This window comes from Nocardia pseudovaccinii (assembly GCF_050942345.1).
Classification (GTDB): domain Bacteria; phylum Actinomycetota; class Actinomycetes; order Mycobacteriales; family Mycobacteriaceae; genus Nocardia; species Nocardia pseudovaccinii.
In genome coordinates, this window is record NZ_CP192074.1 from 3,467,295 (window position 1) to 3,493,457 (window position 26,163).

Annotated in this window: 27 protein-coding genes; 12 read left to right on the plus strand and 15 right to left on the minus strand. The window is 66.6% G+C overall.

Annotation, left to right across the window (positions count from 1 at the left end; all coding sequences use genetic code 11):
- Nucleotides 1-19 precede the first annotated feature (19 nt).
- Genes ACQPZ2_RS15485 through ACQPZ2_RS15495 form a run of 3 tightly spaced genes read right to left on the minus strand, consistent with a single transcriptional unit; the run spans nucleotide 20 to nucleotide 3,136 of the window.
- A complete protein-coding gene (locus tag ACQPZ2_RS15485) occupies nucleotides 20-1,165 on the minus strand; it encodes a thiolase family protein (RefSeq protein WP_433526187.1) in 1,146 nt (381 codons plus the stop codon).
- 10 nt (nucleotides 1,166-1,175) lie between these two features.
- Entirely contained in the window at nucleotides 1,176-2,372 is a 1,197-nt protein-coding gene (locus ACQPZ2_RS15490; protein WP_433526188.1) for a CaiB/BaiF CoA transferase family protein, read from the minus strand.
- A complete protein-coding gene (locus tag ACQPZ2_RS15495) occupies nucleotides 2,372-3,136 on the minus strand; it encodes a crotonase/enoyl-CoA hydratase family protein (protein WP_433526189.1) in 765 nt (254 codons plus the stop codon). Before ACQPZ2_RS15495 ends, ACQPZ2_RS15490 begins: the two co-directional genes overlap by 1 nt.
- 164 nt (nucleotides 3,137-3,300) lie before the next feature.
- Between ACQPZ2_RS15495 and ACQPZ2_RS15500 the strand changes: the two genes are divergently transcribed.
- Genes ACQPZ2_RS15500 through ACQPZ2_RS15515 form a run of 4 tightly spaced genes read left to right on the plus strand, consistent with a single transcriptional unit; the run spans nucleotide 3,301 to nucleotide 7,455 of the window.
- A complete protein-coding gene (locus ACQPZ2_RS15500; RefSeq protein WP_433526190.1) occupies nucleotides 3,301-4,449 on the plus strand; it encodes an acyl-CoA dehydrogenase family protein in 1,149 nt (382 codons plus the stop codon).
- Between the two features lie 10 nt (nucleotides 4,450-4,459).
- The gene (locus ACQPZ2_RS15505) at nucleotides 4,460-5,227 is read left to right on the plus strand and encodes an SDR family NAD(P)-dependent oxidoreductase (RefSeq protein ID WP_063039153.1); all 768 of its coding nucleotides are present in this window, start codon (nucleotides 4,460-4,462) and stop codon (nucleotides 5,225-5,227) included.
- Nucleotides 5,228-5,260: 33 nt separating this feature from the next.
- Nucleotides 5,261-6,478: an acyl-CoA dehydrogenase family protein gene (locus ACQPZ2_RS15510; RefSeq protein WP_433526191.1), complete on the plus strand. Its 1,218-nt coding sequence runs from the start codon at nucleotides 5,261-5,263 to the stop codon at nucleotides 6,476-6,478.
- Nucleotides 6,475-7,455 (plus strand): NADPH:quinone oxidoreductase family protein, encoded by a 981-nt coding sequence (locus tag ACQPZ2_RS15515; RefSeq protein WP_433526192.1) that lies wholly within the window; start codon nucleotides 6,475-6,477, stop codon nucleotides 7,453-7,455. The genes ACQPZ2_RS15510 and ACQPZ2_RS15515 overlap by 4 nt, the downstream gene beginning before the upstream one ends.
- 68 nt (nucleotides 7,456-7,523) lie before the next feature.
- Here the strand turns inward: ACQPZ2_RS15515 and ACQPZ2_RS15520 are convergent, their stop codons facing one another.
- From ACQPZ2_RS15520 to ACQPZ2_RS15540, 5 genes are read right to left on the minus strand one after another with little or no spacing between them, the layout of a single operon-like run.
- Nucleotides 7,524-8,357, minus strand: coding sequence for an SDR family NAD(P)-dependent oxidoreductase (locus ACQPZ2_RS15520; protein WP_433526193.1), 834 nt, complete (start codon nucleotides 8,355-8,357; stop codon nucleotides 7,524-7,526).
- Nucleotides 8,358-8,379: 22 nt separating this feature from the next.
- Nucleotides 8,380-9,603, minus strand: a complete 1,224-nt coding sequence (locus tag ACQPZ2_RS15525) for a cytochrome P450 (RefSeq protein WP_433526194.1) — start codon at nucleotides 9,601-9,603, stop codon at nucleotides 8,380-8,382.
- A 21-nt stretch (nucleotides 9,604-9,624) separates the two neighbouring features.
- Entirely contained in the window at nucleotides 9,625-9,819 is a 195-nt protein-coding gene (locus ACQPZ2_RS15530) for a ferredoxin (RefSeq protein WP_063038717.1), read from the minus strand.
- 16 nt (nucleotides 9,820-9,835) lie between these two features.
- A complete protein-coding gene (locus ACQPZ2_RS15535) occupies nucleotides 9,836-11,023 on the minus strand; it encodes an NAD(P)/FAD-dependent oxidoreductase (RefSeq protein ID WP_433526195.1) in 1,188 nt (395 codons plus the stop codon).
- A gap of 34 nt (nucleotides 11,024-11,057) precedes the next feature.
- Nucleotides 11,058-11,270 carry a hypothetical protein gene (locus ACQPZ2_RS15540; RefSeq protein ID WP_433526196.1) on the minus strand — a complete coding sequence of 71 codons (213 nt, stop codon included), beginning with the start codon at nucleotides 11,268-11,270 and terminating at the stop codon, nucleotides 11,058-11,060.
- A 167-nt stretch (nucleotides 11,271-11,437) separates the two neighbouring features.
- Here ACQPZ2_RS15540 and ACQPZ2_RS15545 point away from each other — a divergent pair, with 167 nt between their 5' ends.
- Nucleotides 11,438-12,613 carry a histidine kinase gene (locus ACQPZ2_RS15545; protein ID WP_433526197.1) on the plus strand — a complete coding sequence of 392 codons (1,176 nt, stop codon included), beginning with the start codon at nucleotides 11,438-11,440 and terminating at the stop codon, nucleotides 12,611-12,613.
- Nucleotides 12,601-13,245 carry a LuxR C-terminal-related transcriptional regulator gene (locus ACQPZ2_RS15550; protein WP_433526198.1) on the plus strand — a complete coding sequence of 215 codons (645 nt, stop codon included), beginning with the start codon at nucleotides 12,601-12,603 and terminating at the stop codon, nucleotides 13,243-13,245. Before ACQPZ2_RS15545 ends, ACQPZ2_RS15550 begins: the two co-directional genes overlap by 13 nt.
- A 103-nt stretch (nucleotides 13,246-13,348) precedes the next feature.
- Here ACQPZ2_RS15550 and ACQPZ2_RS15555 read toward each other — a convergent pair whose 3' ends face one another.
- From ACQPZ2_RS15555 to ACQPZ2_RS15575, 5 genes are all read right to left on the minus strand, one after another.
- Nucleotides 13,349-13,537, minus strand: a complete 189-nt coding sequence (locus ACQPZ2_RS15555) for a ferredoxin (protein ID WP_433526199.1) — start codon at nucleotides 13,535-13,537, stop codon at nucleotides 13,349-13,351.
- Complete coding sequence (locus ACQPZ2_RS15560; RefSeq protein WP_433526200.1) at nucleotides 13,534-14,373, minus strand: NAD(P)-dependent oxidoreductase; 840 nt, start codon at nucleotides 14,371-14,373, stop codon at nucleotides 13,534-13,536. Before ACQPZ2_RS15560 ends, ACQPZ2_RS15555 begins: the two co-directional genes overlap by 4 nt.
- On the minus strand, nucleotides 14,370-15,182 hold the full coding sequence (locus tag ACQPZ2_RS15565) for a mycofactocin-coupled SDR family oxidoreductase (protein WP_433526201.1): 813 nt from the start codon (nucleotides 15,180-15,182) through the stop codon (nucleotides 14,370-14,372). Before ACQPZ2_RS15565 ends, ACQPZ2_RS15560 begins: the two co-directional genes overlap by 4 nt.
- 58 nt (nucleotides 15,183-15,240) lie before the next feature.
- On the minus strand, nucleotides 15,241-15,450 hold the full coding sequence (locus tag ACQPZ2_RS15570; RefSeq protein ID WP_433526202.1) for a hypothetical protein: 210 nt from the start codon (nucleotides 15,448-15,450) through the stop codon (nucleotides 15,241-15,243).
- Between the two features lie 390 nt (nucleotides 15,451-15,840).
- Entirely contained in the window at nucleotides 15,841-16,989 is a 1,149-nt protein-coding gene (locus ACQPZ2_RS15575) for an amidohydrolase family protein (RefSeq protein WP_433526203.1), read from the minus strand.
- Between the two features lie 361 nt (nucleotides 16,990-17,350).
- Here ACQPZ2_RS15575 and ACQPZ2_RS15580 point away from each other — a divergent pair, with 361 nt between their 5' ends.
- Nucleotides 17,351-18,214 (plus strand): mycofactocin-coupled SDR family oxidoreductase, encoded by an 864-nt coding sequence (locus ACQPZ2_RS15580; RefSeq protein WP_433526204.1) that lies wholly within the window; start codon nucleotides 17,351-17,353, stop codon nucleotides 18,212-18,214.
- A 40-nt stretch (nucleotides 18,215-18,254) separates the two neighbouring features.
- Here ACQPZ2_RS15580 and ACQPZ2_RS15585 read toward each other — a convergent pair whose 3' ends face one another.
- Nucleotides 18,255-19,415, minus strand: coding sequence for an acyl-CoA dehydrogenase family protein (locus ACQPZ2_RS15585; RefSeq protein WP_433526205.1), 1,161 nt, complete (start codon nucleotides 19,413-19,415; stop codon nucleotides 18,255-18,257).
- Nucleotides 19,416-19,556: 141 nt separating this feature from the next.
- Here ACQPZ2_RS15585 and ACQPZ2_RS15590 point away from each other — a divergent pair, with 141 nt between their 5' ends.
- From ACQPZ2_RS15590 to ACQPZ2_RS15605, 4 genes are all read left to right on the plus strand, one after another.
- A complete protein-coding gene (locus tag ACQPZ2_RS15590; protein WP_433526206.1) occupies nucleotides 19,557-21,566 on the plus strand; it encodes an alpha-ketoacid dehydrogenase subunit alpha/beta in 2,010 nt (669 codons plus the stop codon).
- 60 nt (nucleotides 21,567-21,626) lie between these two features.
- Nucleotides 21,627-22,286 (plus strand): TetR family transcriptional regulator, encoded by a 660-nt coding sequence (locus tag ACQPZ2_RS15595; protein WP_433526207.1) that lies wholly within the window; start codon nucleotides 21,627-21,629, stop codon nucleotides 22,284-22,286.
- A 159-nt stretch (nucleotides 22,287-22,445) separates the two neighbouring features.
- Nucleotides 22,446-23,198 (plus strand): SDR family NAD(P)-dependent oxidoreductase, encoded by a 753-nt coding sequence (locus ACQPZ2_RS15600; RefSeq protein ID WP_433526208.1) that lies wholly within the window; start codon nucleotides 22,446-22,448, stop codon nucleotides 23,196-23,198.
- 101 nt (nucleotides 23,199-23,299) lie between these two features.
- Nucleotides 23,300-24,823, plus strand: coding sequence for an acyl-CoA synthetase (locus tag ACQPZ2_RS15605; RefSeq protein ID WP_433526209.1), 1,524 nt, complete (start codon nucleotides 23,300-23,302; stop codon nucleotides 24,821-24,823).
- An 88-nt stretch (nucleotides 24,824-24,911) separates the two neighbouring features.
- On the opposite strand, the gene ACQPZ2_RS15610 is transcribed toward ACQPZ2_RS15605, so the two are convergent.
- On the minus strand, nucleotides 24,912-25,067 hold the full coding sequence (locus tag ACQPZ2_RS15610; protein WP_433526210.1) for an SDR family oxidoreductase: 156 nt from the start codon (nucleotides 25,065-25,067) through the stop codon (nucleotides 24,912-24,914).
- Between the two features lie 186 nt (nucleotides 25,068-25,253).
- Here ACQPZ2_RS15610 and ACQPZ2_RS15615 point away from each other — a divergent pair, with 186 nt between their 5' ends.
- The gene (locus ACQPZ2_RS15615; protein WP_433526211.1) at nucleotides 25,254-26,084 is read left to right on the plus strand and encodes an SDR family oxidoreductase; all 831 of its coding nucleotides are present in this window, start codon (nucleotides 25,254-25,256) and stop codon (nucleotides 26,082-26,084) included.
- Nucleotides 26,085-26,163 lie beyond the last annotated feature (79 nt).

The window sequence follows — 26,163 nt, forward strand, 5'->3', positions numbered from 1 at the left end:
ATGTGGGATTCCTCGAATTTCAGTGCAGCAGTTCGATAATGGTCGCGTTGGCGGTGCCGCCGCCCTCGCACATGGTCTGCAGTCCGTACCGCAGATTCTCGCGCCGCAGCTGTGCCAGCAGGCGCGTCATCAGAATGGCACCCGAACCGCCGAGCGGGTGGCCGACACCGATCGCCCCGCCGAGCGGATTGAGCTTTTCGGCATCGGCACCGGTTTCGGCCAGCCAGGCCAGCGGTACCGGCGCGAACGCCTCGTTGACCTCGAACGCACCGATATCGTCGATGGACAGTCCGGCCTTGCGCAGCACCTTCTCCGTCGCCGGGATCGGCCCGGTCAGCATCAGGATCGGGTCCGCGCCGCTCACCGCACCGGAGTGATAGCGCGCGATCGGCGTGAGACCGAGTTCGCGTGCCCGTTCGGTGGTCGTGATGAGCAGTGCGGCCGCACCATCGGCGATCTGGGACGAATTGCCCGCGTGGATTGCGCCGTCGGGCTTGAACGACGGCTTCAGCCCGGCCAGTTTCTCCGCCGTGGTGCCTCGGCGCAGTCCCTCGTCCACGGTGAACTTGGTCCCGTCGACCTCGATCGGCACGATGTGATCGTCGAAGACGCCTTCGTCGATCGCCGCGGCCGCCTTGGCGTGCGAGCTCGCCGCGAACTCGTCGAGCTGGGGGCGGGTGAAGCCCCACCGTTCGACCATCAACTCGGCGCTGATGCCCTGGTTGAAGTCGAAGTTGTCATAGCGGGCCAGCACGGCGGGGCCGTACGGCTGCCCCGTGGTCCGGTGCGACCCGAGCGGAACGCGGGTCATCGTTTCCACACCACCGGCGACCACGAGGTCGTATTGCCCGGCCATGACCGCGTGCGCCGCGGAGTCGATGGCCTGCTGGCTGGAGCCACAGGCCCGGTTGATCGTCACGCCCGGCACATGTTCCGGCCATCCGGCCGCGAGTACGGCGAACCGGCCGATATTGCTCGACTGGTCGCCGATCTGAGTGACACAGCCCCACATCACGTCGTCCACGACGGCGGGATCGATCCCGTTGCGCTCCACCAGCGCATTGAGCACCTTCGCGGACAGATCGGCCGCGTGCACCGGCCCGAGCGTCCCGTTGCGCTTACCGATCGGGGTGCGGACCGCATCGACGATGACAGCGTCTCTCATATGGACCTCCTCAGTCCTGCGGGTCAGCACGGTGGCGACCCGGTCTGGTGTTGGTTGCCTCTTGGCTCGCCTGCCTGGCGGCGCCGCTGTGGACGAGTTCGTCGCCGCTGCCGATTCCCCAATCCTGGAATACCGCGCGGGTGTCCGCGCCGACGGCCGGTGCGGTCGCGCCCGGTTGTGCCGGGGTGGCCGAAAATCGCGGCGCCGCGGCGGGTTGGACCACACCGTCCCGGGTGATGACACTGCCGCGTGCGGCCAGATGCGGATGGGCGGCCGCCTCGGTGAGGCCGAGGATGGGGGCGACGCAGGCGTCGGTCCCTTCGAACAACTGAGCCCATTCGTCGCGGGTCCGCTCGGCGAATCGTTCGGCCAACATATTTCGCAGCTTCGGCCAGGTCGACCGGTCGTGCTGTTGTTCCGGGTCGATGTCGAGGTCGAGCAGTTCGATCAGCTGCCGGTAGAACTTCGCCTCCAGCGCACCGACCGCCATGTGCCGACCGTCTTTGGTCTCGTAGACGGAATAGAACGGCCAGCCGCCGTCCAGTTGATTGACCCCGCGCTCGTCGGTCCACGCGCCACGCGCGAGTTTGGCGAAGGTGCTCGCGAGCAGATGCGCGGTGCCGTCCACGATGGCCGCGTCGACGACCTGGCCGCGGCCGGTCCGCTCGACGGCGTACAGCGCGGCGAGCACCCCGATCACCAGATAGCAACCGCCGCCTCCGAAATCGCCGACCAGATTGAGTGGGATCTGCGGTGGTCCGCCCGCGGACCCGATCGCACCCAGCGCCCCCGTGAGGGCGATATATCCGATATCGTGCCCGGCCGCGGCGGCCAGCGGGCCGTCCTGGCCCCATCCGGTCATCCGGCCGTAGACCAGCCGGGGGTTGCGAGCCAGGCATTCGTGCGGCCCGATACCGAGACGCTCGGTGACGCCGGGACGAAATCCTTCGATCAATACGTCGGCACGCTCGATCAGGTCGAGCAGTGCGGCCGGACCCGACGGGTGCTTGAGATCGAGCACCACCGATCGCTTTCCGCGGTCGGTCACATTGGTCGGGCCGCTCGCGTCCGGCTCATCGGCGCGCTCCGGTCGATCCACCCGGACGACCTCGGCCCCGAGATCGGCGAGGAACATCCCGGCGAAGGGACCGGGGCCGATGCCGCCGAGCTCGACCACCCGGCACCCGGCCAGCGGTCCGCCGGTCATCAGCGACCTTTCCAGATCGGTGCCCTCTTTTCTGCGAAGGCGGTGGCGCCTTCGCGGGCATCGTCGGAGGAGAACACCGGCTGTGCGATGTCGACCTGCTTGGCCCAGCCCTCCTCCAGGGTCCAGTCGGAGCTGGAACGGGCGATCTCTTTGGTCGCCGCGATGGCCAAAGGTCCGTTCGCCGTGATCGTTTCGGCGAGCGCCAGGGCGCCTTCGAGCGCGCCGCCCTCCTCGGTGAGCCGATTGACCAAGCCGATCTCGGCCGCCCGCTCGGCGCCTATCGGATCGCCGGTCAGCAGCAACTCCAATGCGATCGCGTACGGCACCCGCCGCGGCAGTAGCAGCGCGGCGCCGCCACGCGCGACCAGCGACCGCTTCACCTCGGGCACACCGACGCGCGCGGAGCGGGCCGCGACCACGAGATCGCAGGCCAGCAGCAGTTCGAAGCCGCCCGCGACGGCCCACCCCTCGACCGCGGCGATCAGCGGTTTGCGCGGCGGCGTCATCGTGATTCCGCACAGGCCGCGGCCTTCGATCGCGGGGCTCTCACCGCGCAGCCACGCCTTCAAATCCATTCCGGACGAGAACGTCCCGCCTGCGCCGGTGAGCACGCCCGCCCATAACTCGTCCGACTGGTCGAGCTCGTCGACCGCGGCGGCCACCCCGGCCGCGACTCCGGCATTGAGGGCGTTCTTCGCCGTCGGGCGGTTGATCGTTATGACCTGGACCGCGCCACGGCGCTCCACAAGCACTTCGTCCGACACATCTTCTCCTTCGCACTGGCCGTCGATCGGCGCCGCTCCCGGGCCGTTCGATTCAGAACAGTATACTTAATTTGGCTAATTTTCCGAATGAATGCGTATACTGAATTCGGCGCGACGGCCCTTGGCGGTCCATCGCGACGCGCTCGCTACGAGGAGGTAACCGGATGCGCCGGACGCTGTTCACCCAGGACCATGAGGACTTCCGCCTCCTGGTCCGGGACTACCTCGCCCGCGAGGTGGTCCCGGAGTACGAGCAGTGGCGCGAGGCGGGCCTTGTTCCCCGTGAACTGTTCACCTCGCTGGGCAAGCTCGGCATCATCGGCACGGCGATCGCGGAGGAGTACGGCGGCGGCGGTCAGGACGACTACCGCTACAACGTGGTGCTTCAAGAGGAGTGCGCGCGGGCGGGCGTGACGCTCGGCGGGCTGCGCACTCACCTCGACATCGTCGTCCCATACTTCCTCGGCTTGGCCGACGACGCCCAGCGGTCCCGCTGGTTCCCGGGTCTGGCCTCGGGTGAGCTCTACACCGCGATCGCGATGAGCGAACCGGGAACCGGCTCGGATCTGGCGGGCGTCGCGACCAAGGCGGTTCGCGACGGCGACCACTACGTGCTCAATGGAGCCAAGACCTTCATCACCGGTGGCTATCACGCCGACCTGGTCATCGTGGTCGCACGGACCAGCACCGATCCGGACAATCGTCGCGCGGGCCTCTCCCTGCTGGTGGTGCAGAAGGGGATGCCGGGCTTCACCGTCGGACGCAAACTCGACAAACTCGGTCTCACCGTGCAGGACACCGTCGAGCTGTCCTTCGCCGATGTGCGCGTCCCCGTCGCCAATCTGCTGGGCGCGGAAGGCGAGGCGTTCTCCTACCTCGGCCGCAATCTGGCGCAGGAGCGGCTGGCCATTTCGGTCGGCGCGGTCGCGCAGGCGCGGGCCGCGCTCGAGATGACCATCACCTACGTCCGGGACCGGACGGTATTCGGCAAACCGGTCGCGCACTTCCAGAACACCAAATTCGAACTCGCGGCCATCGCCGCCGAGGTCGAGGCCGCTCAGACCATGCTCGACGCGGCCATCACGGCATTGGTCGCGGGCGAGTTGAGTCCCGTCGACGCGGCCAAGACCAAGCTGTTCTGCACCGAGATGCAGGGCCGTGTGGTCGACCGCTGCCTGCAACTGCACGGCGGCTACGGCTACATCCTCGAATCTCCGATCGCGCGGCTCTACGCCGACGCCCGGGTGAGCCGCATCTACGGCGGCACCAGCGAGGTCATGAAGACCATCATCAGTAAATCCCTTGGCTTATAAGGAGTTTGGTATGCACATCGACGGTTCCTCGGCACTGGTCACCGGTGGCGCCTCCGGGCTCGGCCTGGCCACCGCGCGTCGGATCATCGACCGCGGCGGCCGCGTCGTCCTCGCCGACATCTCCGAGGAGCAGGGCGCCAAGGCCGTCGCCGAACTCGGCGACGCGGCACAGTTCGTGCGCGCGGATGTGACCGACGAGGCCGAGATCTCCGCCGCCCTCGATGCCGCCGAAAAGAGCGGTCCGCTGCGTTTCGTCGTGCACTGCGCGGGCCGCGGCGGCGACCGGGTCCGGATCATCGACCGCGATCGCAACCCCGGTGACCTGGCGACCTTCGCCGAGGTCGTGCGGATCAATCTGATCGGCACCTACAACGTGCTGCGCCTGGCTGCCGCCCGCATGGCGGCGAACGAAATCGTCGACGGCGACCGCGGTGCCATCGTCCTCACCGCATCGGTCGCCGCGTTCGACGGCCAGATCGGGCAGACCTCCTACACCGCCTCCAAGGCGGGCGTGCACGGCATCACCCTGGTCGGGGCCAGGGATCTGGCCAGCTGGCAGATTCGGGTCAACACCATCGCGCCGGGCATCATGGACACCCCGATGCTCGCCCGGCTGCGCGACGACATCCGCGAGGGCCTGGCCGCCACCGTGCCGCATCCCAAGCGTCTCGGTGACGGTGACGACTACGCCCGCCTCGCCGTCGAAATGCTGGAGAACCCCTACCTCAACGGCCAGACCATCCGGCTCGACGGTGCCATCCGCATGGCCCCGCGCTGACCGCCGCATCGATCGCAACCATGGAGGAGCCAGGTGACTCTCACGTTCACCGAGGAGCAGGTCGAGACCGATGAGCAGTTCCGGGCGCGCCTGCGGGCGTTCCTGACCGACCATCACCCCGGCCGTCGGCCCAAGGATCCGGCCGAGCGGCTGGCTTGGCAGAAGGCTTGGCTGGCAACGCTTTTCGACGCCGGATACGCCGGTCCGAGCTGGCCGCGGGAATACGGTGGGATGGGCCTGAGCTTCGGCCGTCAGGTGATCTACCAGGAGGAGTACGCGCGGGCCCGGGTCCCGGGTCCGCTGGGGACCGGGCTCGGCATCGCCGCGCCGACGATCATCAAATATGGCACGGTCGAGCAGAAGCAGCGCTTCCTGGCTCCGATGTTGCGCGGCGATATGGTTTGGGCGCAGGGCTATTCCGAGCCGGGCGCCGGATCGGATCTGCCCGCGCTGCGCACCTCGGCGCGGCTCGAGGGCGGCGGTCCCGATGATCCCGGCGCGGAGTATGTGGTCAACGGGCAGAAGGTGTGGAACAGTGCGGCCGATATCGCCGACATCATCTTCACCCTGGTCCGCACCGGCCCGCCGGGATCACGGCAGGAGGGGATCAGCTATCTGCTGATCGATGCGCACGCGCCCGGCGTGAGCGTGCGGCCGCTGCGCGACCTGACCGGCGACGCGCACTTCTGCGAGATCTTCTTCAGCGATGTGCGGGTGCCGGTCGCCGATCGGATCGGCACGGAAAACGGCGGGTGGCCGCTGGTGCGCACCAGCCTGGGCCATGAGCGCGCGGCCGGGGCGATGAACCAGGCCGCGATGTACCGCCGCGTACTCGACGAGCTGATCGAGCTGGCGCACGAGCGCGGTGCGACCGCGGATCCACTGGTGCGTGATCGCTTGGCGGACTTCGAGATCCGGGTGTCGATCATGCGGCTGACGGGCATGCGCACGATCGCCGACATCATGGCCAAGGGGGAGCCCGGGCCCGCGTCGTCCACATCGCGGTTGTTCATCGTGACCTTCGAACAGGACCTGCACGAATTCGCCGTCGATATGCTCGGCGCCTACGGTGTGCTCGGTCGGCGCGATCCGCACGCCGTGCAGCGCGGCCGCTGGGTGTGGGGTTTTCTGCGCACCCGGGCCTCGACGATCGGTGCGGGAACCGCGGAGATCCAACGCAATACCATCGCCGAACAGGTGCTCGGACTGCCGCGCGATCCGGCGATGCCGTCGGTTGGGCGGACCCGATGAGGGCGGCGCGCTGCACCGAATACGGTGCGCCCGGCGGACTCTCGGTCGTCGAGCTCGACGATCCCCAGCCCGGTCCCGGCGAAGTGCTGATCCAGGTACATGCCGCTGCGGTCAACTACCCGGATGTACTGCTCATCGCGAACAAATATCAGGTATCCCTGCCGCTGCCCTTCACTCCCGGCAGTGAATTCGCCGGTGTTGTAACAGCTTTGGGTCCAGGGGTGTCCGGCCCGCCGGTGGGTTCACCGGTGGCCGGAGCGGTGATGGGCGGTGCGTTCGCAGAACAGGTCGTGGCGCCCGCCGCGGGTTTGCGCCCGATTCCGGACGGTCTCGACATGGTCCATGGCGCTGCGTTCCACGTCACTTATGCCACCGCCTACCACTCGCTGGTCACCATCGGCCAGGGAAAGGCGGGGGAGTGGGCACTGGTGCTCGGCGCCGCGGGCGGGGTCGGCTCGGCCACCGTTGATGTCGGCACCCGGCTGGGGTTGCATATGATCGCGGCCGCGTCGAGCGAGGATCGGCTCGTGGTCGCGCGCAAGCTCGGCGCCGAGGCCGGAATCGATTATGTCCGTGAGGATCTGAAGAAGCGGTTGCGCGAAGTGACCGATGGCGAAGGTATCCACCTGGTGATCGATCCGGTGGGCGGTGACTACTCGGAGGCCGCCCTGCGCGGACTGCGGCGCGGTGGCCGGTTCGTCACGGTCGGTTACGCCGACGGGAAAATTCCCAGCATTCCGCTGAATCTCGTACTGCTCAAAGAAGCGACCGTGCGGGGCTTCGAGATCCGGATGTTGCGGCAGTACGCCAAAGATGCTGTGGCAGCGGGTGATCGCGCGCTCGCCGCGATGGTTCGCGACGGGATGCGTCCACTCGTCTCGCACGTCCATCCACTGGCCGATATCGCCACCGCGTTGACCGACGTGGCCGAACGCCGCACCACCGGAAAGATCGTTCTCGATATGACCGCTGGCTGAACCACAATCGCCGTTCGGACATGCACAGGGGCGGCGCCACCACGGTGGTGCCGCCCCTGTCGATGCGGTCACGCCGTGAGGGCGTCGGCGCGGGTTTCCACGATATCGGCGAGGGCATTCATCGCCTGGCCCGCGACGATGCCGCCGTCGACCGGCAAGACGGTCCCGGTGATGTAGCCGGACCGATCACCGGCGAGGAACACGGTCGCCTCGGCGATATCGGTGGCCGAGCCCTCGCGCCGCAGCGGCCGGATGGTCTTGATGGCCTCGCGTAACTGCTGGGTCATCTCCTCGGCGTCTGCCAGATGGGCGAGGGTGCTGCCCATGATCGGGGTCGGAATCGCGCCCGGCGCAATGCAATTGACCCGGATGCCGTGCGCGGCGAGGTCGATGGCGGCACATTTGGTGAAGTGGATGACCCCGGCCTTCGCCGCGCGATAGGTCGCCTCGCCCGCGCCAGCCTGGATGCCGCCGATGGAAGTCGTGTTGATGATCGAGCCGCCGCCGTTGGCGGCCATATACCGGGCCGCGTGCTGGGTGCCGAGCATGACGCCGAGCAGATCGACGGCCATCACCCGCTGGAAGTCGTCGAGCGGATCGTCGAGGAAGTGAGGGTACATCACGGTCGGAATACCCGCATTGTTCAACATGATATGCAGTCCGCCGAATTGCTCCACCGTATAGGCGATCAGCTCTTCGATCTGCGCGGAATCCGCGACGTCGGTCTGCTTGAACAGCACCTCGGGACCGTACTCGGCGGCCACGGCGGCACCCTGTTCGGAGTTGATATCGGCGATGACGACGCGAGCGCCCTCTTCGACGAATTTGCCGACGGTCGTGCGCCCGATTCCCGATGCGCCGCCGGTGACGATCGCAACCTTGCCGATCAGTTCCTTTGTCATGGTGATCAATACCTTTCGTGAGCTACCAGGTGACCGGTAGTGCGTGGACGCCGTGGGCGAAGTGGTCTTCCTTGAATTCGATGTCGTCGAAGGCGGTGGCCAGCCGGAGGGTGGGAATGCGGCGATAGAGCGTGCCGTACACGACCTGCAGTTCCACCCGGGCCAGCTGTTGGCCGACGCACTGGTGGATGCCGAACCCGAAGGCGTGATGCTGGCGCGCCTGTCGGTGCAGGTCGAGCGATTCGGGTTCGGGGAAGACATCCGGATCCCAGTTGGCTACCGGCAGCGGCACGACAATGCCGTCGCCTGCGCGGATGATCTCGCCGCCGACCTCGATATCTTCCACCGCGATTCGGCGCAGTCCGTGCTGGGCGATGGACAGATAGCGCAGCATCTCCTCGACGCCGCCCGCGATGACCTTCGGATCGTCGCTGTCGCGGAATACCGCGAGCTGCTCCGGATTCCGCAGTAGTGCCAGGGTGCCGAGGGCGATCATATTCGCGCTGGTGTCGTGTCCGGCGATGAGCAGTACGACGCCCATCTGCGCGGCCTCGTGCACGGTGACCTCCCCGGCTGCCACCCGCTCGGCGAGCTCGGAGATCCAGCCTTCGCCAGGGGAATCCATACGGGCCGTGATGAGCGCGGCGAGGTATTCCAGAATTTCCGTGGACGAGCGTGCGTTCTCTTCCGGCGTGGCATTGCGGTCGACGGCGACGCCCGCGTGCCGGTGGAAGAATTCCTTGTCTTCATAAGGGACACCGAGCAATTCGCAGATCATCAGCGACGGCAGGGGCAGCGCCAGCGCGGTGACCAGGTCGGTGGGGTTGGGGCCCGCCAACATATCGTCGATCAGGTCATCGGTGATCTGCTGGATCACCGGACGCAGCGCCTCGACCCGCTTCACGGTGAACGGGAACGTCATCAGCCTGCGGAACCGGCTGTGTTCCGGGGCATCGGAATTGAAGATGGTCAGCGGGCGATGGTCGACGGTTTCGGCCATGCCCTGGTTCTGATGCGGGAAGCCGGGACGTCGCTCGTCGGCGCTGAACCGCGGGTCGGACAGGACCACTCGCTGTTCGGCGTGGCCGGTGACGAACCAGTGCGTGCTCCCGTCCCAGATCCGCACCCGGCACAGCGGTTTCGCGGCCCGCAGTTCGCGCTGCCGCTGCGGCGGCCCGAATGGGCAGCCCGCGGTCCGTGCCATCGGGAATTCGGGCAGGTCCGCGGCAATTATGGACTCGGACATGGGTTTTCCTTTCGCGGACGGTTATTCCTGGATGGTGATGACCAGTGCCGGGCAGACCGCGGCAGCCTCCCGGACATCGGCGGCCTGGTCCTCGGGCGGGTTCGCGTCGAGCAGGATGACGATGCCGTCCTCGTCGCGCTGGTCGAAGACATCGGGGGCGACGGCGACGCACTGCCCGCAGGCGACGCACTTGTCTTCGTCGATGGTGACTTTCATGGGATACTCCTCGCTGTCAGTGCCGACTGGCCGCGACCGACCGGGCGTCGATGATTTCCTGCCTGCGCAGGCGGGTCTGTTTGGGCATGTTCCAGCCGACGACGCCGGTGACCCGGCCGTCGAGGGTGTAGCGGGCGACGAATCTGCGCGCGTCGGTGGAACCGTCCACGATCTCCACGTCCGCTCCGGTCGGAAGGGTGCCGTGGACCTGGATCTTGGTGTCGAACTGATCGGTCCAGAAGTAGGGGACCGGGGTGTAGCGCTGTTCGGCGCCGAGCAGATTGGCGGCGACCGCGGCGGCCTGTTCGGTGGCGTTGGTGCGGTTCTCCATCCGGACCAGCCCGCCCACGTGGTCGTCGTGCCAGCGGGCGACGTCACCCGCGGCGTAAACGCCCTGGGCCGCACGGCAATAGGAATCGCACACCACGCCGTTGTCCAGTATCAGTCCGCTGTCGGTCAGCCAATCGGTCGCCGGGACCGCGCCGACCGCGACCACCACGACATCGGCGGGCAGTTCCGCACCGGTATCCAGCCGCACGCCACCGACCCGGTCGCCGTCGTGGATGAACTCGCTGACTCCGGTGCCGAGCCGCAACCGCACCCCGCGTTCGGTGTGCAGGTCGCCGAGCAGCGGTGCGATCACCGGGCCGAGCTGTCCGGCCATGGGGGCCAACAGGGGGCCGACCACCGTGACATCCAGGCCCATAGTCCTTGCGGTGGCGGCGATTTCGGAGCCGAGCACGCCTTCACCGACGACCACGAGCCGAGTGGCGCGCAGCAGGTCCGCACGCAAGGCGATCGCGTCTTCGAGGGTGCGCAGCACGTGCACACCGGCCAGGGCGTCCGCGCCGGGCAGGGTGCGGGCGCGCACCCCGGTGGCGATCACGACGGCGTCGGCCTGCACGGACAGCCCGGATTCGGCGTGCACGATGTGGTTCACCGGGTCGAGGGCGACCGCGGTCTCGCCGAGCACCAGGTCCATCGGCATCGCGGCCAGATGCGTGGTGGGGCGCAGTTGCGCCTTCTCGGGTTCCCAGGCTCCGGCCAGGATCTGCTTCGACAGCGGCGGCCGGTCGTAGGGGAGTTCGGGTTCGGCTCCTAGGATGGTGATGCTGCCCTGATATCCGTTGCGCAGCAAGGCTTCCGCTGTGGACAGTCCGGCTGCGGAGGCGCCGACTACCAGTACGCTCTCGGGTGCATGCATGGCTGACTCTCTTTCGTAGTTCTCGTGGTTCGGGTCAGACGAGCTGCAGGCGCCTGCGCAGCAGAGCGGCGCCCGCACCCAGCGAGACCAGACCCATGCCGACGCAGGTGACTATCTGCTGGACACCCGCGAGGCCGAGGCTGTCGGCGACCGGTTCGAAGCCGACCGCCAGCGCGATGGCGAGGTTGAACAGGAACAGGAACCAGAGGGTGGGCTTCGCGGAGAGCAGCGTCTGTACGGACTTCATGGCGATTCCTTCGAGATCGGAGCCGGTTAACGTCTGGCATAAACGATTCCGGCTGCGGCTCGTCGCAAACAGGGAGCGCGGTCCCGAAGTCGGGGTGTACCTGGCTACACCCCTCGGCGGTACTGCACTACACCGTCAGCGGGCACCGCGTCGCATAGCCTGGTCACATGCGGAAAACGGTGCGACAGGCGGCGCGGGCAACCGTGCAGCTGGCCAGAGTTGCGGCGTTGGCCTTCGGCTCGTACCTGTTCATCGCGATGCTGTTGCTGACGCTGGCCGGTGCGCTGGCGCTGGTCGGTATCGGGATGGTGCCGGTGACGGTCCAGTTGGTGCGCCAGTTCGCGGGCACCAAGCGGCGCCAGGTGGCCGATTGGACGGGCCGCCCCGTCCCTGAGGCGTACTCGCCGATCAACGGCCTGCTACGGCAGAGCCTGCGCGCGGTCGTGCGTGATCCGACCACGCTCGCCGACCTGCGCTGGATGCTGGCCTACTACTTCTACGGCGCCCTGGCCTACCTGGCGATACCGCTGTGGTTGATCGGCTTGCCCGTCGACGGCGTGTGGTGCGGTCTGCTCGGCCGAAAAGCGTTGGTACTCCCCCTGATCGGTCGACTGGCCGATCTGGACGCCGAATGGTCGCGGTCGCTGTTGCGACCCCCGCCCAAGGCATGGCTCGCGGCACGGGTCGACGAGCTGACGCAGACGCGCGCCAGTGCGATCGCCGCGCACGGCGCCGAACTGCGCCGGATCGAACGCGATCTGCACGACGGCACGCAGGCACGGCTGGTGTCGCTGTCCATGCGGATCGGTCTGGCGAAACGCGCGTTGGACCGCGATCCCGCGAACGCGCGCAAGCTGCTCGACGAGGCGCAGCAACTGACCGAGGAAGCGCTGACCGAACTGCGCCACATCGTGCGGGTGATCCACCCGCCGATCCTCACCGACCGCGGCCTCGCCGGAGCCATCCTGGCACTCGCGACCGACAGCGGTCTCGACGTCACCGTTGACGTGGACCAGATGTCGCAGGGGCCGCGCGCCCCGGCGGCGGTAGAGGCGGCGGCATATTTCGTCGTCGCCGAGGCATTGACCAATGTGGCCAAACACAGCGGGTCCGAGCGGGCCGAGGTCCGAATCATCCGGATACACAACGGTTTACGCGTGTCGGTGCGCGACGAGGGCCGGGGCGGAGTCGAGGATATGTTGCGGGGCAACGGTTCCGAGGCGGCGGGGTCCGGTGTCCTCGGCATGCAGCGCCGGGTCGCCGCGCTCGACGGAACCTTTACTGTGACCAGCCCCGTCGGGGGCCCAACCGAAATCGAGGTGGAATTGCCGTGCGCGTGGTGATGGCCGAGGACAATGCCCTGCTACGGGAAGGACTCGTCCTATTGCTGACCTCGGCCGGACACGAGGTCGTGGCCGTGGCGGGTAGCGGACCGGAGATCCTGCCCGCATTGCTCACCCACCACCCGGATATCGCGGTACTCGATGTCCGGCTGCCACCGGCCTTCCGGGACGAGGGTCTGCGCGCCGCGCTGGCCGCGCGCAAGGAATTGCCCGGATTGCCGGTGCTCGTGCTCTCGCAGTACGTCGAGGAGTCCTATGCAGCCGAATTGCTCGGCGGCGGGGCCAGCGGGGTCGGCTATCTGCTCAAGGATCGGGTGGGGCGCGTCGACGAATTCCTGGAGGCACTGGACCGGGTCGCGGCCGGTGGCACCGCGCTCGATCCCGAGGTGGTGAGCCAACTGCTCACCCGCCGACGGAATTCACCGCTGGACTCGCTGACGCCGCGGGAGCGCGAAGTACTCGAATTGATGGCGGCCGGGCACGACAACGCGACCATCGCCGAGACACTCGTCGTCACCGAACGTGCGGTGAGCAAGCACATCGGCAATGTCTTCCAGAAGCTCGGCCTGCCGACGACAGACAGCGGACATCGCCGGGTGCTGGCGGTGCTCGCGTACCTCAACAACGCCTAGAGGCTCGCGGGCGGCGGGGTGATCGAGTACAAGCGCCCCGTCCAGAGACCTGCGGCAGGTTCTCGACGAGGCGATGAGTATGGGCTGCTGGGGATGAAAGGTGTTACTCGATGGTGATGGCGCGCTCCGGACAGGCCATCTCGCCCTCGCGTGCCGCATTCTCCAGATGCGCGGGCACTTCCCCTGCAAAGGGCAGGGCGTAACCGTCGTCATCGAGTTCGAACAACTCCGGTGCCGCGGCCGCGCACCGGGCATGTCCGGAACACAGCGAACTGTCGATCGTGATCTTCATCGAACAACTCCGTTCTCGAGAGTAGAGATTTCGCCGAGATCCATCGGCCCGGCGTAGGCGATGGCCAGCAGTTCCGAGAGGTCGACGCCCACTTCGGCCGCGACCTCCCGGCAGGCCGCCAGATCCTTGCGCAGGAAAGGACTGACGGTTTCGGTGTACTGATCAGGACTGCCGACTGCCGCGATATGACGCCCCGCGTTGCTGCCACCGGCGCTGACCGCGAGGGCTTCGAGCAAGGCGCTGTCCTCGATACCCACCGCGCGGCCTGCCGCGAGACCGCGCAATGTCACCTGCGAGATCGTCGCGAACAGCAGATTGTTGAGCAGCTTCATCAGCATCGCCGTACCGCGCGCGCCCGTCGTTATGACGGGGTCGGCATAGGCGCGCACCACCTGACGTGCCGTCGCCACATGTTCGGGCTCGCCGCCGAGGTAGACCACGAGCCGTCCGGCGCGCGCCGAATCCGCTGTCCCACTGAACGGTCCGTCCACGATCGCGGCCTTGCCGGTGGGGGCGAACTCGTCGAGGCGACGCAGCGTCGTCGGCGTCCCGGTGGTGTGCGATATGAGAATCGCGTCCGCGCGCATGGCTCCCACGATTTCGGGCAGCACCTCGAGCACCTGGGCATCACTGAACAGACAGCTGACGACGACGTCGGCGTCCGCGATATCACGAACCCGGTCGACGAGTTCGGCTCCGGCAGCGGCGAGCCGGTCGCCGACCTCCGCGCGCCGGGTATACAGGCGGACCCGGTGACCAGCCGCGAGCAAGTGCTGCGCCATCGGTTCACCGATACGGCCCGCCCCCAGGAATCCGATCGTCGGGAGCACGCTCATGGCTTGGTGGTCGACCCCGCGTCGACGGTGAACTGCAGTCCCGTCACGTACCGCGCCTCGTCGGAAGCGAGGAACAGCACGGCATTCGAGATATCCCGCGGCTCGACGTGCGTGTGCAGCGTATTCATCGCGGCCAGCGCGAACAGCGGCTCGCGTTCCTTCAGCTCGTCCATCGGCACGCCCACCGTGATGCCGGTGTCGCTGACGCCGGTCGGATGCACGGTGTTCACCCGGATCCGGTGTTTGGCAAGCTCATTGGACAGCGCCTTCATCAGGCCGACCACACCGTGCTTGCTCGCCACGTAATGGGCGTAGGGCACGTGGCCCCGGATACCCGCGGCCGAGCTGGTGATGATGATCGATCCGCCCGCATCGGCGGCGATCATGCCGGGCACCGCGGCACGCACGGTATTCCACACGCCCTTGAGGTTGACGTCCATGGTGACGTCCCATTCCTCCTCGGACAATTCCCACGCGCGACCGGCACTCATCACCCCGGCGTTGGCGACAATCGTGTCGAGGTGACCGAATTCCGCGGTCGCCGCGTCGACCGCGGCCCGCATATCGCTGAGCGAGCGCACGTCGGCCTGGAGGGTGACGCACCGGCCGCCGACGGCCTCGACCAGCTTCGCGGTCTCCTCGAGCTGTTCCTTCGTCGCCAGCGGATAGGGCAGCGCCTGGCTGATCTCCTGGCAGACATCGGTGATCACGACGGCGGCCCCCTCTTCCGCCAGCCGCACCGCATGCGAGCGGCCCTGGCCGCGCCCAGCTCCGGTGATGAGTGCGACCTTGCCCTCTACACGCCCCATACCAACCTCAGTTCCTTTGTTGTGCAATGCTTTCCGCGTACCTGACCGACGTGTCCGGTCAGGAGCCGAGCAGATCGGCGGCGGCCTCGCGCAGCGCGCGCAGCCGGGTTTCGAGCAGCTCCCGCTCGGCAGTGTCGGCCGGACCGAGTTCGGGCAGCCGCGCCTCCACCTCGCCGATCTCCTCCTGCAGGCGGCCGTAGGCCTCCTCGCGGGTCAGCAGGTCCAGTTCCGTCCAGTCGGAGCGCTCCGACTCGGGCTTGCGACTCATGTTGTACCTCCTGCGGCATGATCGGGGCCCTGCGTGGTTACGCTGCGCTGCCGCCTCCGGGCCTGACCGCTCATGCCGCCACCTCGCTAGCGCTCGGCGGCGTCACGAGCGGTCGCCCGGCTGTGTTGATTGTTCGCTCGCTGTGCTCGCTCATGCCGCCACCTCGCTAGCGCTCGGCGGCGTCACGAGCGGTCGCCCGGCTGTGTTGATTGTTCGCTCGCTGTGCTCGCTCATGCCGCCACCTCGCTAGCGCTCGGCGGCGTCACGAGCGGTCGCCCGGCTGTGTTGATTGTTCGCTCGCTGTGCTCGCTCATGCCGCCACCTCGCTAGCGCTCGGCGGCGTCACGAGCGGTCGCCCGGCTGTGTTGATTGTTCGCTCGCTGTGCTCGCTCATGCCGGGAGGTTGTACAGACGACGGGTGTTGAGCTCGACCATCGCGTGCACTTCGTCATCCGGTACGTCGGCGAGCACTTCGGCCGCGTAGGCACGGCTCTTGGGCCAGTACGAGTCCGAGTGCGGGTAGTCGCATTCCCAGGTGATGCGCTCGACGCCGATGTGGTGGCGCACCTCGATGCCGAACCGGTCGTCGATGAAGCAGCCGTGGAAATGCTTCTTGAACAGGTCCGACGGCCGCACATCCTGATTGATGTTCTGGTAGAAGCGGTGTCGCTCCCACGTTCCGTCCATCCGCTCCAACATGTACGGCATCCAGCCGATGCCGCCTTCGGATAAACCGACCTTCAGCTTGGGGTGCCGGTGGAACACCGGCGAGAACAACAGGTCCGCGGTGGCGAACATGGAGTTGCAGCCGAACAGCGAGATGGTCACCGCGAACGGGGCATCCTCGGAGGTCTTCGGCGGTTTGCCCGAGGTGCCGAAGTGCAGGCACAGCGGCATGCCGGTCTCCTCGAGCGCGGAGAACATCGGATCCCAGTAATCGCTGTAGAACGACGGCAATCCCAATGGCGCCGGATTTTCCGGGAAGGAGATCGCCTTCGAGCCCTTGGCCGCGACCCGGTGGATCTCCGCGACGCACGCCTGCACATCCCACAGCGGCAGAATGCTCAGCGGGATCAGGCGGTCGGCCGGACCGGCGGTGCACCACTCGTCGAGCACAAAGTCGTTCCACGCCCGCACACACAGCAGCGCGAGTTCCTTGTCCTGGCCCTCCAGGAATACCGTGCCCGCGAAGCGCGGGAACGACGGGAAGCACAGCGCGCCCCAGACGCCGTCGAGGTCCATATCGCGCAGCCGGGCCTTCGGGTCGTAGCAGCCCGGGATCATCTCGTCGTAGCGAGTCGGCTCGGTGCCGAATTCCTCGGGCTTCTTGCCCGAAACGGCATTCAGGCCGATATACGGGTAGATGCGACCCTCATAGGTCCACACCTCCGCCGGTGCGGCATTGCCCTCTCGAGTCTGCTCCACGATCCGCGGACCGGCCTCCCGGTACTTCGCGGGCAACCGGTCCACCCACAGCCGCGGGGGCTCGATCAGGTGGTCATCGGTCGACAGCAGCTTCATCCATGGCTGCAATGGCATCGTTGTGCTCCCTCGTCCAGATCGCGGCGCGCCGGGGGAACCGCCTCCCGCAGGAGGCTTGCTCCGCCCTCGACACACGCAGTGCAGAGCCGAAAGCCAGCTGTGTGCTGGCCCACAAACTCTATATCACTCGGTTTATTGTGTACACCTGATTACTTCTCACTCAGCGGAAACTGTGCCTTCGTCAACTAATCAGCCAATATTCAGTCTACCCATTTCCAGCTGCACTCACTATGCTCATGGCACCGGCTCGCTGGGATCGTGCGGCCGCGCTGTGTCCACGCCCAGCGCCGGAGTAGAGCCGCGCCCGCACTCGAGGAGTCCCGCCGCGCCGCGAGAGTCGATGGAAGGAAAACCCACGATGGGTCGAGTACAGGACAAAGTCGTCTTCATTACCGGAGCCGCCCGCGGCCAGGGGCGCGCACACGCGCTGCGGCTTGCGGAAGAGGGCGCCGACATCATCGCCGTGGATCTGTGCGAGAACATCGCCACCAACGGCTATGCATTGGCGACTCAGGACGATCTCGATGAAACCGCCCGCCTGGTGGACAAGCTCGGGCGGCGCATCGTCGCCCGCAAGGCCGATGTGCGCGACCCGGCCGCGTTGAAGGCGGTAGTGGCCGAGGGCGTGGCCGAGTTCGGTCGGCTCGACGGCGTGGTCGCACAAGCCGGTATCGCTCCGCTGGGGCCGCAGGACAGTGCGCTGGCCTTCATCGATGCCATCACCGTCGACTTCAACGGAGTGGTCCATGCCGTCGAGGCGGCCCTGCCGCATCTGAAGGCCGGTGCCTCGATCGTCGCGACCGGATCGATCGCGGCACTGATTCCCGCGAGCGTCGACAACCCGGCCAACGGTCCCGGGGGTCTCGGTTACTCCTTCGCCAAGCGCACCGTCGCCGCCTTCATCCACGATCTCGCGACCGTGCTGGCATCCCGGCAGATCAGAGCCAATGCGGTGCACCCGACGAACGTCAACACCGACATGCTCAACAACGAGCTGATGTACCGCTCGTTCCGGCCCGATCTGGAGAATCCGACGCGCGAGGACGCCTTGGTTTCCTTCCCCGCGACCACCGGCATGGGTAACCCCTACGTCGAGCCGGAGGACATCGCCGACGCCGTGCTGTTTCTGATTTCCGAGGAATCCCGCTGGGTCACCGGCATGCAGATGCGCGTCGACGCGGGAGGTTATGTCAAGAAGCGCCCCCAGCTGCCGACTTTCTGACCGGGTGGGTGGGCAGTGGTCGGCTGCCCACCCGCCGCTTTCAGGCTCGGGCCGAGCGCGCCACATATCGCGCGATCACATTGCGCTGAATCTCGTTGGTGCCCTCGCCGATTTCGAGGATCTTGGCATCGGCATAGAAGCGCGAGATCTTCGACTCGCGCATATAGCCGTACCCGCCGTGGATCTGGACGCTGGCGCTGGCCGCGCGATTGGCCACCTCGGAGGCGTACAACTTGGCCATGGCCGCCGCTTGGCCGAACGGCCTGCCCTGGTCGGCGAGCCACGCGGCGCGATAGACGAGGGCGCGGGCCGCTTCGACCTCGGTGGCCATATCGGCGAGCTTGTGCTGTACCGCCTGGAACGCCGAGAGCGTCTTGCCGAACTGCTCGCGCTGGGATGCGTGGGTGGCCGCGAGATCGAGCGCCTCTTGGGCCAGCGACAGTGCCAATGCGGCGACGCTGATGCGGCCGCCGTCGAGCACATCGAGGAACTGCCGCAGCCCGTTGCCCTCGTCGCCGATCAGGTTCTCGCCCGGGATCCAGCAATCGTCGAAGATCAGCTCCCGCGAATCCATCGCATGCCAGCCGAGCTTCTTCATCGGATGCCCAACGGTGTAGCCCGGTGTGCCGGTCGGCACGAAAAACGTTCCGTACCTTCTGGTTCCGTCATCGTCGGTACCGGTCACCGCGAGAATCGTGACACCGAGACTGATCTCGGTGCCCGCATTGGTGATGAACATTTTGGTGCCGTTGATGAGCCATCCGTCACCGTCACACTTTGCGGTGGTCCGGATACCGGCCGCATCCGAGCCCGCGGTCGGTTCCGTCAGCCCGAAGGCGCCGATATGGGTTCCGCTCGCGAGCGGCGTCAGCCATTTGGCCTTCTGTTCCGCGGTGCCGAAGGTGGCCAGGGGGAGTGAGGCGATGGTGGAGTGGGCGTTCCAGCAGGCGGCCAGCGACTGATCCGCCGCGCCGATCATTTCCATGGCGGCCACGTAGGAGACGAACCCGGCATCGGTGCCGCCGTACTCCGGCGCGACGAGCAGCCCGGTGAGGTCCAACTCGCCCATTTTCAAGAAGACCTCGGACGGGAATCGTTCCTGCTCCGACCAGGACTCGGCGTGCGGCTCGATCTCCCGTTCGGCGAAGTCACGGCACAGCTTCTGTAGCTCGATCGCCTCGGCGGGCAGGTCTAGATCCATGGCGAGTCCGTCCTGTCATCTGGTCGCCAACAGCGACTCTTGTTTTTTCGAACACTCGGTATAATATTGACTGTCGGTGCCGCACGTCAACAGTCGCACCGAGTGCGAGGCCGTCGAGCGATCGGTGAGAAATCCATGACAATGACTGAATCCAACTTGCGGACAACGGACTTGGGGAATGCGGCGACGCTGACCGAGATCTACCGGAGAATGCTGACGATTCGGCGGTTCGAAGAGCACGCCGCCCGGCTCTACCGCGACAGCCGGATACCCGGATTCCTGCACCTTTCCATCGGTCAGGAGGCATCCGCGGTCGGCGCCTGCTGGCCACTGGACGACCGGGATGTGGTGACCTCGACCCATCGCGGCCACGGCCACTGCATCGCCAAGGGCCTCGATGTCGACGGCATGTTCGCCGAGCTGATGGGCAAGGAGACCGGAACCTGTAAGGGGCGCGGCGGATCCATGCACATCGCGGATCCGCGCAAGGGGATCTTCGGTGCGAACGGCATTGTGGGCGCGGGGCTCCCGATCGCGGTGGGTGCCGGTACCGCGGCCCAGCTGCGCCGAGGCGGCGGCGTGGTCGTCGCCTTCTTCGGCGACGGCGCCATCGCACAGGGCGTGTTCCATGAATCGGTCAACTTGGCCGCGGTGTGGGACCTGCCCGTCATCTTCTTCTGTGAGAACAACGGCTACTCCGAATTCTCCGCGGCGGCCGACCAGCACCGGGCGACCCTGCGCGAGCGCGCGGCGGGCTACGGCGTCGAATACCACGGGGTGGACGGCAACGATGTCGTGCAGGTCGCGGCGCTACAGCGCGAGCTGGTCGCGCGGCTGCGCGCCGGGGCGGGCCCGATGATCGTCGAGGCCACCACCTACCGCTGGCACGGGCACTACGAGGGCGATCCCGAAAGCTACCGGGATGCCGAAGAACTCGCCGAATGGAAGAAGCGCGATCCGCTGATCCTGCTCGGCGACACCCTGCGCGGGCGCGGGCTGGCCGAGCAACTGGCTGTCGTCGAGCGCGAGGTCGATGCCGTGATCGCGCACGCGATCGAGCAGGCCACCGCCGCACCGTATCCCGCCGCCGAGACGGTCGGCGATTTCGTCACCACGCCGCGTGCCGAAATACCGGAACCGGCGACCCCGACCGGCGGAACGCTGAAGATCATGCATGCGATCACCAATGCGCTGACCCGCGAGCTCGAGGACGATCCCACCGTCTTCCTGGCGGGTATCGATGTCGGAAAGGGCGGCAATGTCTACGGTCTGACTCGCGGTCTTGCCGAGAAATTCCCGGGCCGCGTCCGCGACACCCCGATTTCCGAGAGCGCGATCATGGGGACCGCGGTGGGTGCGGCGATGGCGGGCTACCGCCCGGTCGTCGAATTGATGTACTTCGACTTCATCGGCGTGTGCCTGGATCAATTGATGAACCAGGCGGCCAAATTGCGCTTCATGACCGGCGGCGCGGTGACCATGCCCCTGGTCGTGCGCACCCAATTCGGCGCGGGCAAATCCTCCGGCAGTCAGCATTCCCAGAGCCTGGAGGGTCTGCTCGCGCATATCCCCGGGTTGACGGTGGTGATGCCGTCGACTCCGGCCGACACCTACGGCTTGCTGCGGGCCGCGATCCAGGATCCCAATCCGGTGATCTTCATCGAGAACCGCCTGCTGTACGGCAAGAAGGGGCCCGAGCCGTCGGCGGATCACCTTGTGCCACTCGGCAAGGCGATCGTGCGGCGTCCGGGCGTGGATGCGACCGTGGTGTCGTACTCGAAGATGATGTACGACTGCCTCGCCGTCGCCGATCGCCTGTCCGCCGAGGGCATCGAGGTCGAGGTCATCGACCTGCGGACCATCAGCCCCCTGGACTTCGATACTGTCCTGACCTCCCTGCAAAAGACGAATCGTCTGGTGGTCGTCCACCAGGCCGTCGGTGAATTCGGTGTCGGCGCCGAACTGGCCGCTCGCGCTGTCCGCGAGGGATTCTGGTACCTGGACGCGCCGGTGATCCGGGTGACCGCCGGAGCGACACCCGCGCCGTACACTCCGGCGCTGGAGCAGATCTGGCTGCCCGACGAGGCGCGCATCGAGGCCGCGATTCGCGAATCGCTGGACGCCCACCCGGGACAGACGCCGACACGGTAGTTTCTACCGACCGTTCACTCTGCGTATACTCGGTTCGCACGCGACCGCGGGAGGGATGAGATGGCTCGACCACCAGGACACGGACCCGCCTACGAGGTCAAGCGACAGGAAATCATCGATACGGCAGCGGCGCTGTTCGCCAAAAAGGGTTATGCGGCGACCGGGATCATCGAGATCGGTGACACGGTCGGCTTGGCCAAGGGCGCGCTGTACTACTACATCGGCTCCAAGGAGAATCTGCTCGTCGAAATCCAGGGCCGGGTTCTCGACCCGTTGCTGGTCGTCGCCGCGCGTATCCAGGAGTTGGATGCGCGGCCACTGGTCAAACTTCGGTTGTTGTCCGAGGAATTGCTGAACGTCATCTTCGAGCGCTTGGATCACATCTGGGTGTACGAACACGACTATCGCCAACTGACCGGCGAGAATCTGTCCCGCATGCTCGAGAAGCGCAAAGAAGTGGAGCATGTCGTGCGGTCGCTGCTGGTCGACGCGATGGACGACGGATCGCTGCGCAAGGCCGATCCGACCCTGGCCATGCTGCAGTTCCTCAATATGCACAACCGCACCTATCAGTGGCTGGATCCGGATAAGCGCTGGGATGCGAAATTCCTGTCGAAGTCCTACTGCCACACGCTCTTCAATGGCTTCGCCGACGGCAAATGTGATCTCGAGGCGCTGGAGGCGCAGGTCGAGGCACAGACGGCAGCGAGTACCGCCTAGTACCTGACCGATCGGAACGCCGCGTTCGACAGCCACGTGCTGTCGGACGCGGCGTTCGGCGTTTCCGGGGTCGGCACGCCGGACCTTGACAGATTTGTGGTTTTGGTTTTGTATACCGAGTGTTCTAATTAATTCACTGTCCCGACATGGGAGGCCGACATGGGTTCGAGGCTCGAAGGCAAGACCGCGGTGGTGACCGGCGCGGGTGGCGCGCTCGGCTCGGCGGTCGCCCTGCGCTGCGCCGAGGAGGGGGTTCGTGATCTCGTCCTCGCCGATCTCGTTGTCGATGCCATGGCATCGCTGGCGGATACATTGCGCGACAAGGGAATTGCCGTGGTGACCGAACGGCTGGACGTCGCCGACGGTGACGAGTTCGACGCACTCATCCGGTCCGCCGTCGAACGCAGCGGCACCGTCGATGTGCTGGTGAATACCGCGGGCATCGTGTCGCCGAACGCCCGTATCCACCATCTGTCCACCGCGGACTGGCAGCGCACGATGTCGGTCAACTTGACCGGCACCTTCCATGGCATCCGCGCCGTCGCCCGCGCACTGCGCAAGAAGGCGAATGTCTCCATCGTCAATATCGCCTCCGTCAGCGGGCTGACCGCTTGGGCGTATGCCGCGCCCTATTGCGCGTCGAAGGCCGGAGTGATCCACCTGACCCGGGTCGCCGCACTCGAATACGCCAAGGAGGGAATTCGGGTCAATGCCGTATGTCCCGGCACCTTTCCGACGGCCGTGCACGACGGCCTGCCCGCCGAGGCGATGAATGCGATCGAGGCCAAGCATCCGCTCGGATTCGGCGCACCGGCCGACATCACCGGCGCGGTCGTCTATCTCGCCAGCGATGAATCCCGTTGGGTCACCGGGCATTCCCTGGTCGTCGACGGCGGCTACTCATTGCCGTGATGTGGCGGAACCGTCGTCGATGGTTGTCTGCCGCGCGACGGTTGATTAGTCTGACCGGTACAGAAAACTTACAGCTTCCTCTTCACAGCGAAGGCCCGTGAATGTTCAACTTCGCCGCCGTGTTCGACCGGAACGCGCAACAATACGCAGCCGACATCGCATTGTCCGAAGGCGATCGGGCCCTGACCTACGCCGAGCTGCGCACCCGCGTGCATGCGCTGGCCCTCGTGCTGCGTGAACTGGGTGTCGACGCGGGCGATATCGTCGCCGTGCTGTTGTACAACCGGGTCGAATTCGTGGAAACCATGCTCGCGGCCAATCACATCGGCGCCGCGATCATGCCGCTCAACTATCGGTTGTCCCCGGCGGAATGGCAGTACATTCTCGAGCATTCGAACGCCGGCGCCATCGTGACGGAGTCGGAGTTCACGGCGGGGATCGATGCGTTGGCGCCGTCGCTGCCGCTGTTGCGACACCGCGTGACGCTGGATGCCGCGCCGGATCCGTCGTGGCTGGAATACGACGCGCTGGTCGGACCGAATATCGGCCGCACGACCGAGGTCGTCGATGTGGAACCCGATGCGCTGCAACGACTTATGTACACCTCGGGCACGACCTCGCGCCCGAAGGGCGTGATGATCTCGCATCAGAATCTGACCTGGAAGAACCTCGCGCACATCATCGAGTTCTCGCTGACCGCCGCGGACAACACTCTGGTGTGCGGCCCCCTCTACCACGTGGGCGGGATGGATCTGCCGGGTCTGGCCACCTTCCACGCCGGTGGCCGACTGAGCCTGATCCGCCGGTTCGACGCCGCCGCGGTGATGGACGCGATCGAACAACTGCGCCCGACCAATGTCTGGCTGGCGCCGTCGATGATGAACGGCCTGCTGCAACTGCCTGATATCGCCGATCGCGACACCTCGTCGATCCGCTTCATCACCGGCGGTGGCGAGAAGATGCCCATTCCGCTGCTCGACCGGATCGCCGATGCCTTCCCGGGTGTCTGGTTCGCCGACGCGTACGGGCTCACCGAAACCGTCTCCGGCGACACCGTCAACGACGCCGAGCACATGCGATCGAAGGTCGGCTCGGTAGGGCGGCCGGTGGCCGATGTCGAGGTCGCCATTTTCGACGAGCGCGATACCCATGTTCCGGCCGGACAACTCGGTGAGATCGTCATCCGCGGGCCCAAGGTGACTTCCGGCTACTGGCGGGACGAGGCGGCGACCCGCTCGGCCCTGCGCAACGGGTGGTTCCACACCGGCGATATCGGCCGTCTCGACGAAGACGGGTACCTCTACATCGAGGACCGCAAGAAGGACATGATCGTCTCGGGCGGGGAGAATATCGCCACCCCGGAGGTCGAGCGGGTGCTGTACGAGAACCCGGACATCATCGAGGCGGCGGTCGTCGGCATGCCTCATCCGCGCTGGGGCGAGGTGCCGAAGGCATTCGTCGTGCTGCGTGCGGGTAGTCACTTCGACCCCGAGGCGCTGAAGGATTTCTGTCGCACCCGCTTGGCCAAATACAAAGTGCCCGCGGAGATCGAATGCATCGACACCTTGCCGAGAACCCCTTCCGGAAAGGTGCTCAAGCGCGTATTGCGCGACGGTACAGCCTGATTCGCTCACACGGCCGTCGCGCCACCCCCGTCCGCCCGCCCGGAATCGCCGATATGCCGTAAAGCGCTGGCGGCGTGCCGCAGCGAGCTCATGAGCGCGCCGCCGGATCACCGGCGGCGTCGTGCGGCAGGCATACCACCGCGTCCTCGGTGCGCCGTAGGAATTCGAGCACGAAGGCGCCGCCCACGAATCCTGTTGCGCCGGTGCGATGGTGCGGCCGATACCCACTGTGCGGCTTTGGCATTCGTCATCGTGCGCACCGAACAGCATCTGGCGACCGTCACCGCCGTAATGGTGTAGCCAGGTACACCGTCCATCCGGGACCGCGCTCCCTCGCCCCGGCGCGTCGTCCTCGGCATCGTCGAGTTGACGAACTTCGGAATTCGAGGGCTGTCGGGCCGGGTCCCGCAGCCGACAACAGGAGGATGGCATGACGACAGTAGGTATCGCGACCGGCGCGGGCCGGGGCATGGGCAATTCGTGTGCGCAGCGCATGGTCGATTCGGTGGACGTGCTGCTGCTCGTCGACCGGGACGAGGCGACGGTGACCGTGGCTGCCGAGGAACTGGACCAGGCCGGGCGCGCGAGCGTCGAACCGTTCGTCCTCGATATCACCGATGTCGACGGGTTGGCTCGACTCGCTGCTCGCACAGGCGAACTCGGCACACTGCGCGCGGTCGCGCATGCGGCGGGCATATCGCCGACCATGGCGGACTGGCGCCGGATCTTCGAGGTCGACCTGATCGGTACGGCTCGGCTGGCCGAGGCGCTGCGGCCGCTGGCCACGACGGGGACGGCGCTGGTGTGCTTCGCATCGATGTCGCCGATGCTCGATCCCTCAGTGCCCGATCCGGCGGCGTTGGCGATTCTGGACGATCCGCTCGACGAGAAGTTCCTGGAGCGCATGCGCGAGACGCTCGGCGTATCCGTCGAGAACACGGGCATCGCGTACAGCTGGGCCAAGCGCGGCGTGCACCGGTTCGTGCGGCATGAGGCAATGCGCCTCGGCCCGGCCGGCGCGCGCATCTGCTCGGTATCGCCCGGCGTCATCGCAACGCCCCAGGGCAGACAGGAAGCCGAAGCGCATCCGATCATGGGCAAGCTGGTCGAGGGCACGCCGTTGCGGCGGATGGGCAAATCGGGTGAGGTTGCCGCCGTGGTCGCCTTCGCGCTGTCGGATCAGGCGAGTTTCCTCAATGGCATCGACCTGCTCGTCGATGGCGGCGCGTATGCCGCCGTGCAGGTGGCGGCCGGGAAATAGGTTCACTCTTTTGTCCCGGGTCCGGCGGCTAACCTTGATTGTACCGACCGATAGGTCTAACATTCGATTGTCGCCGGGC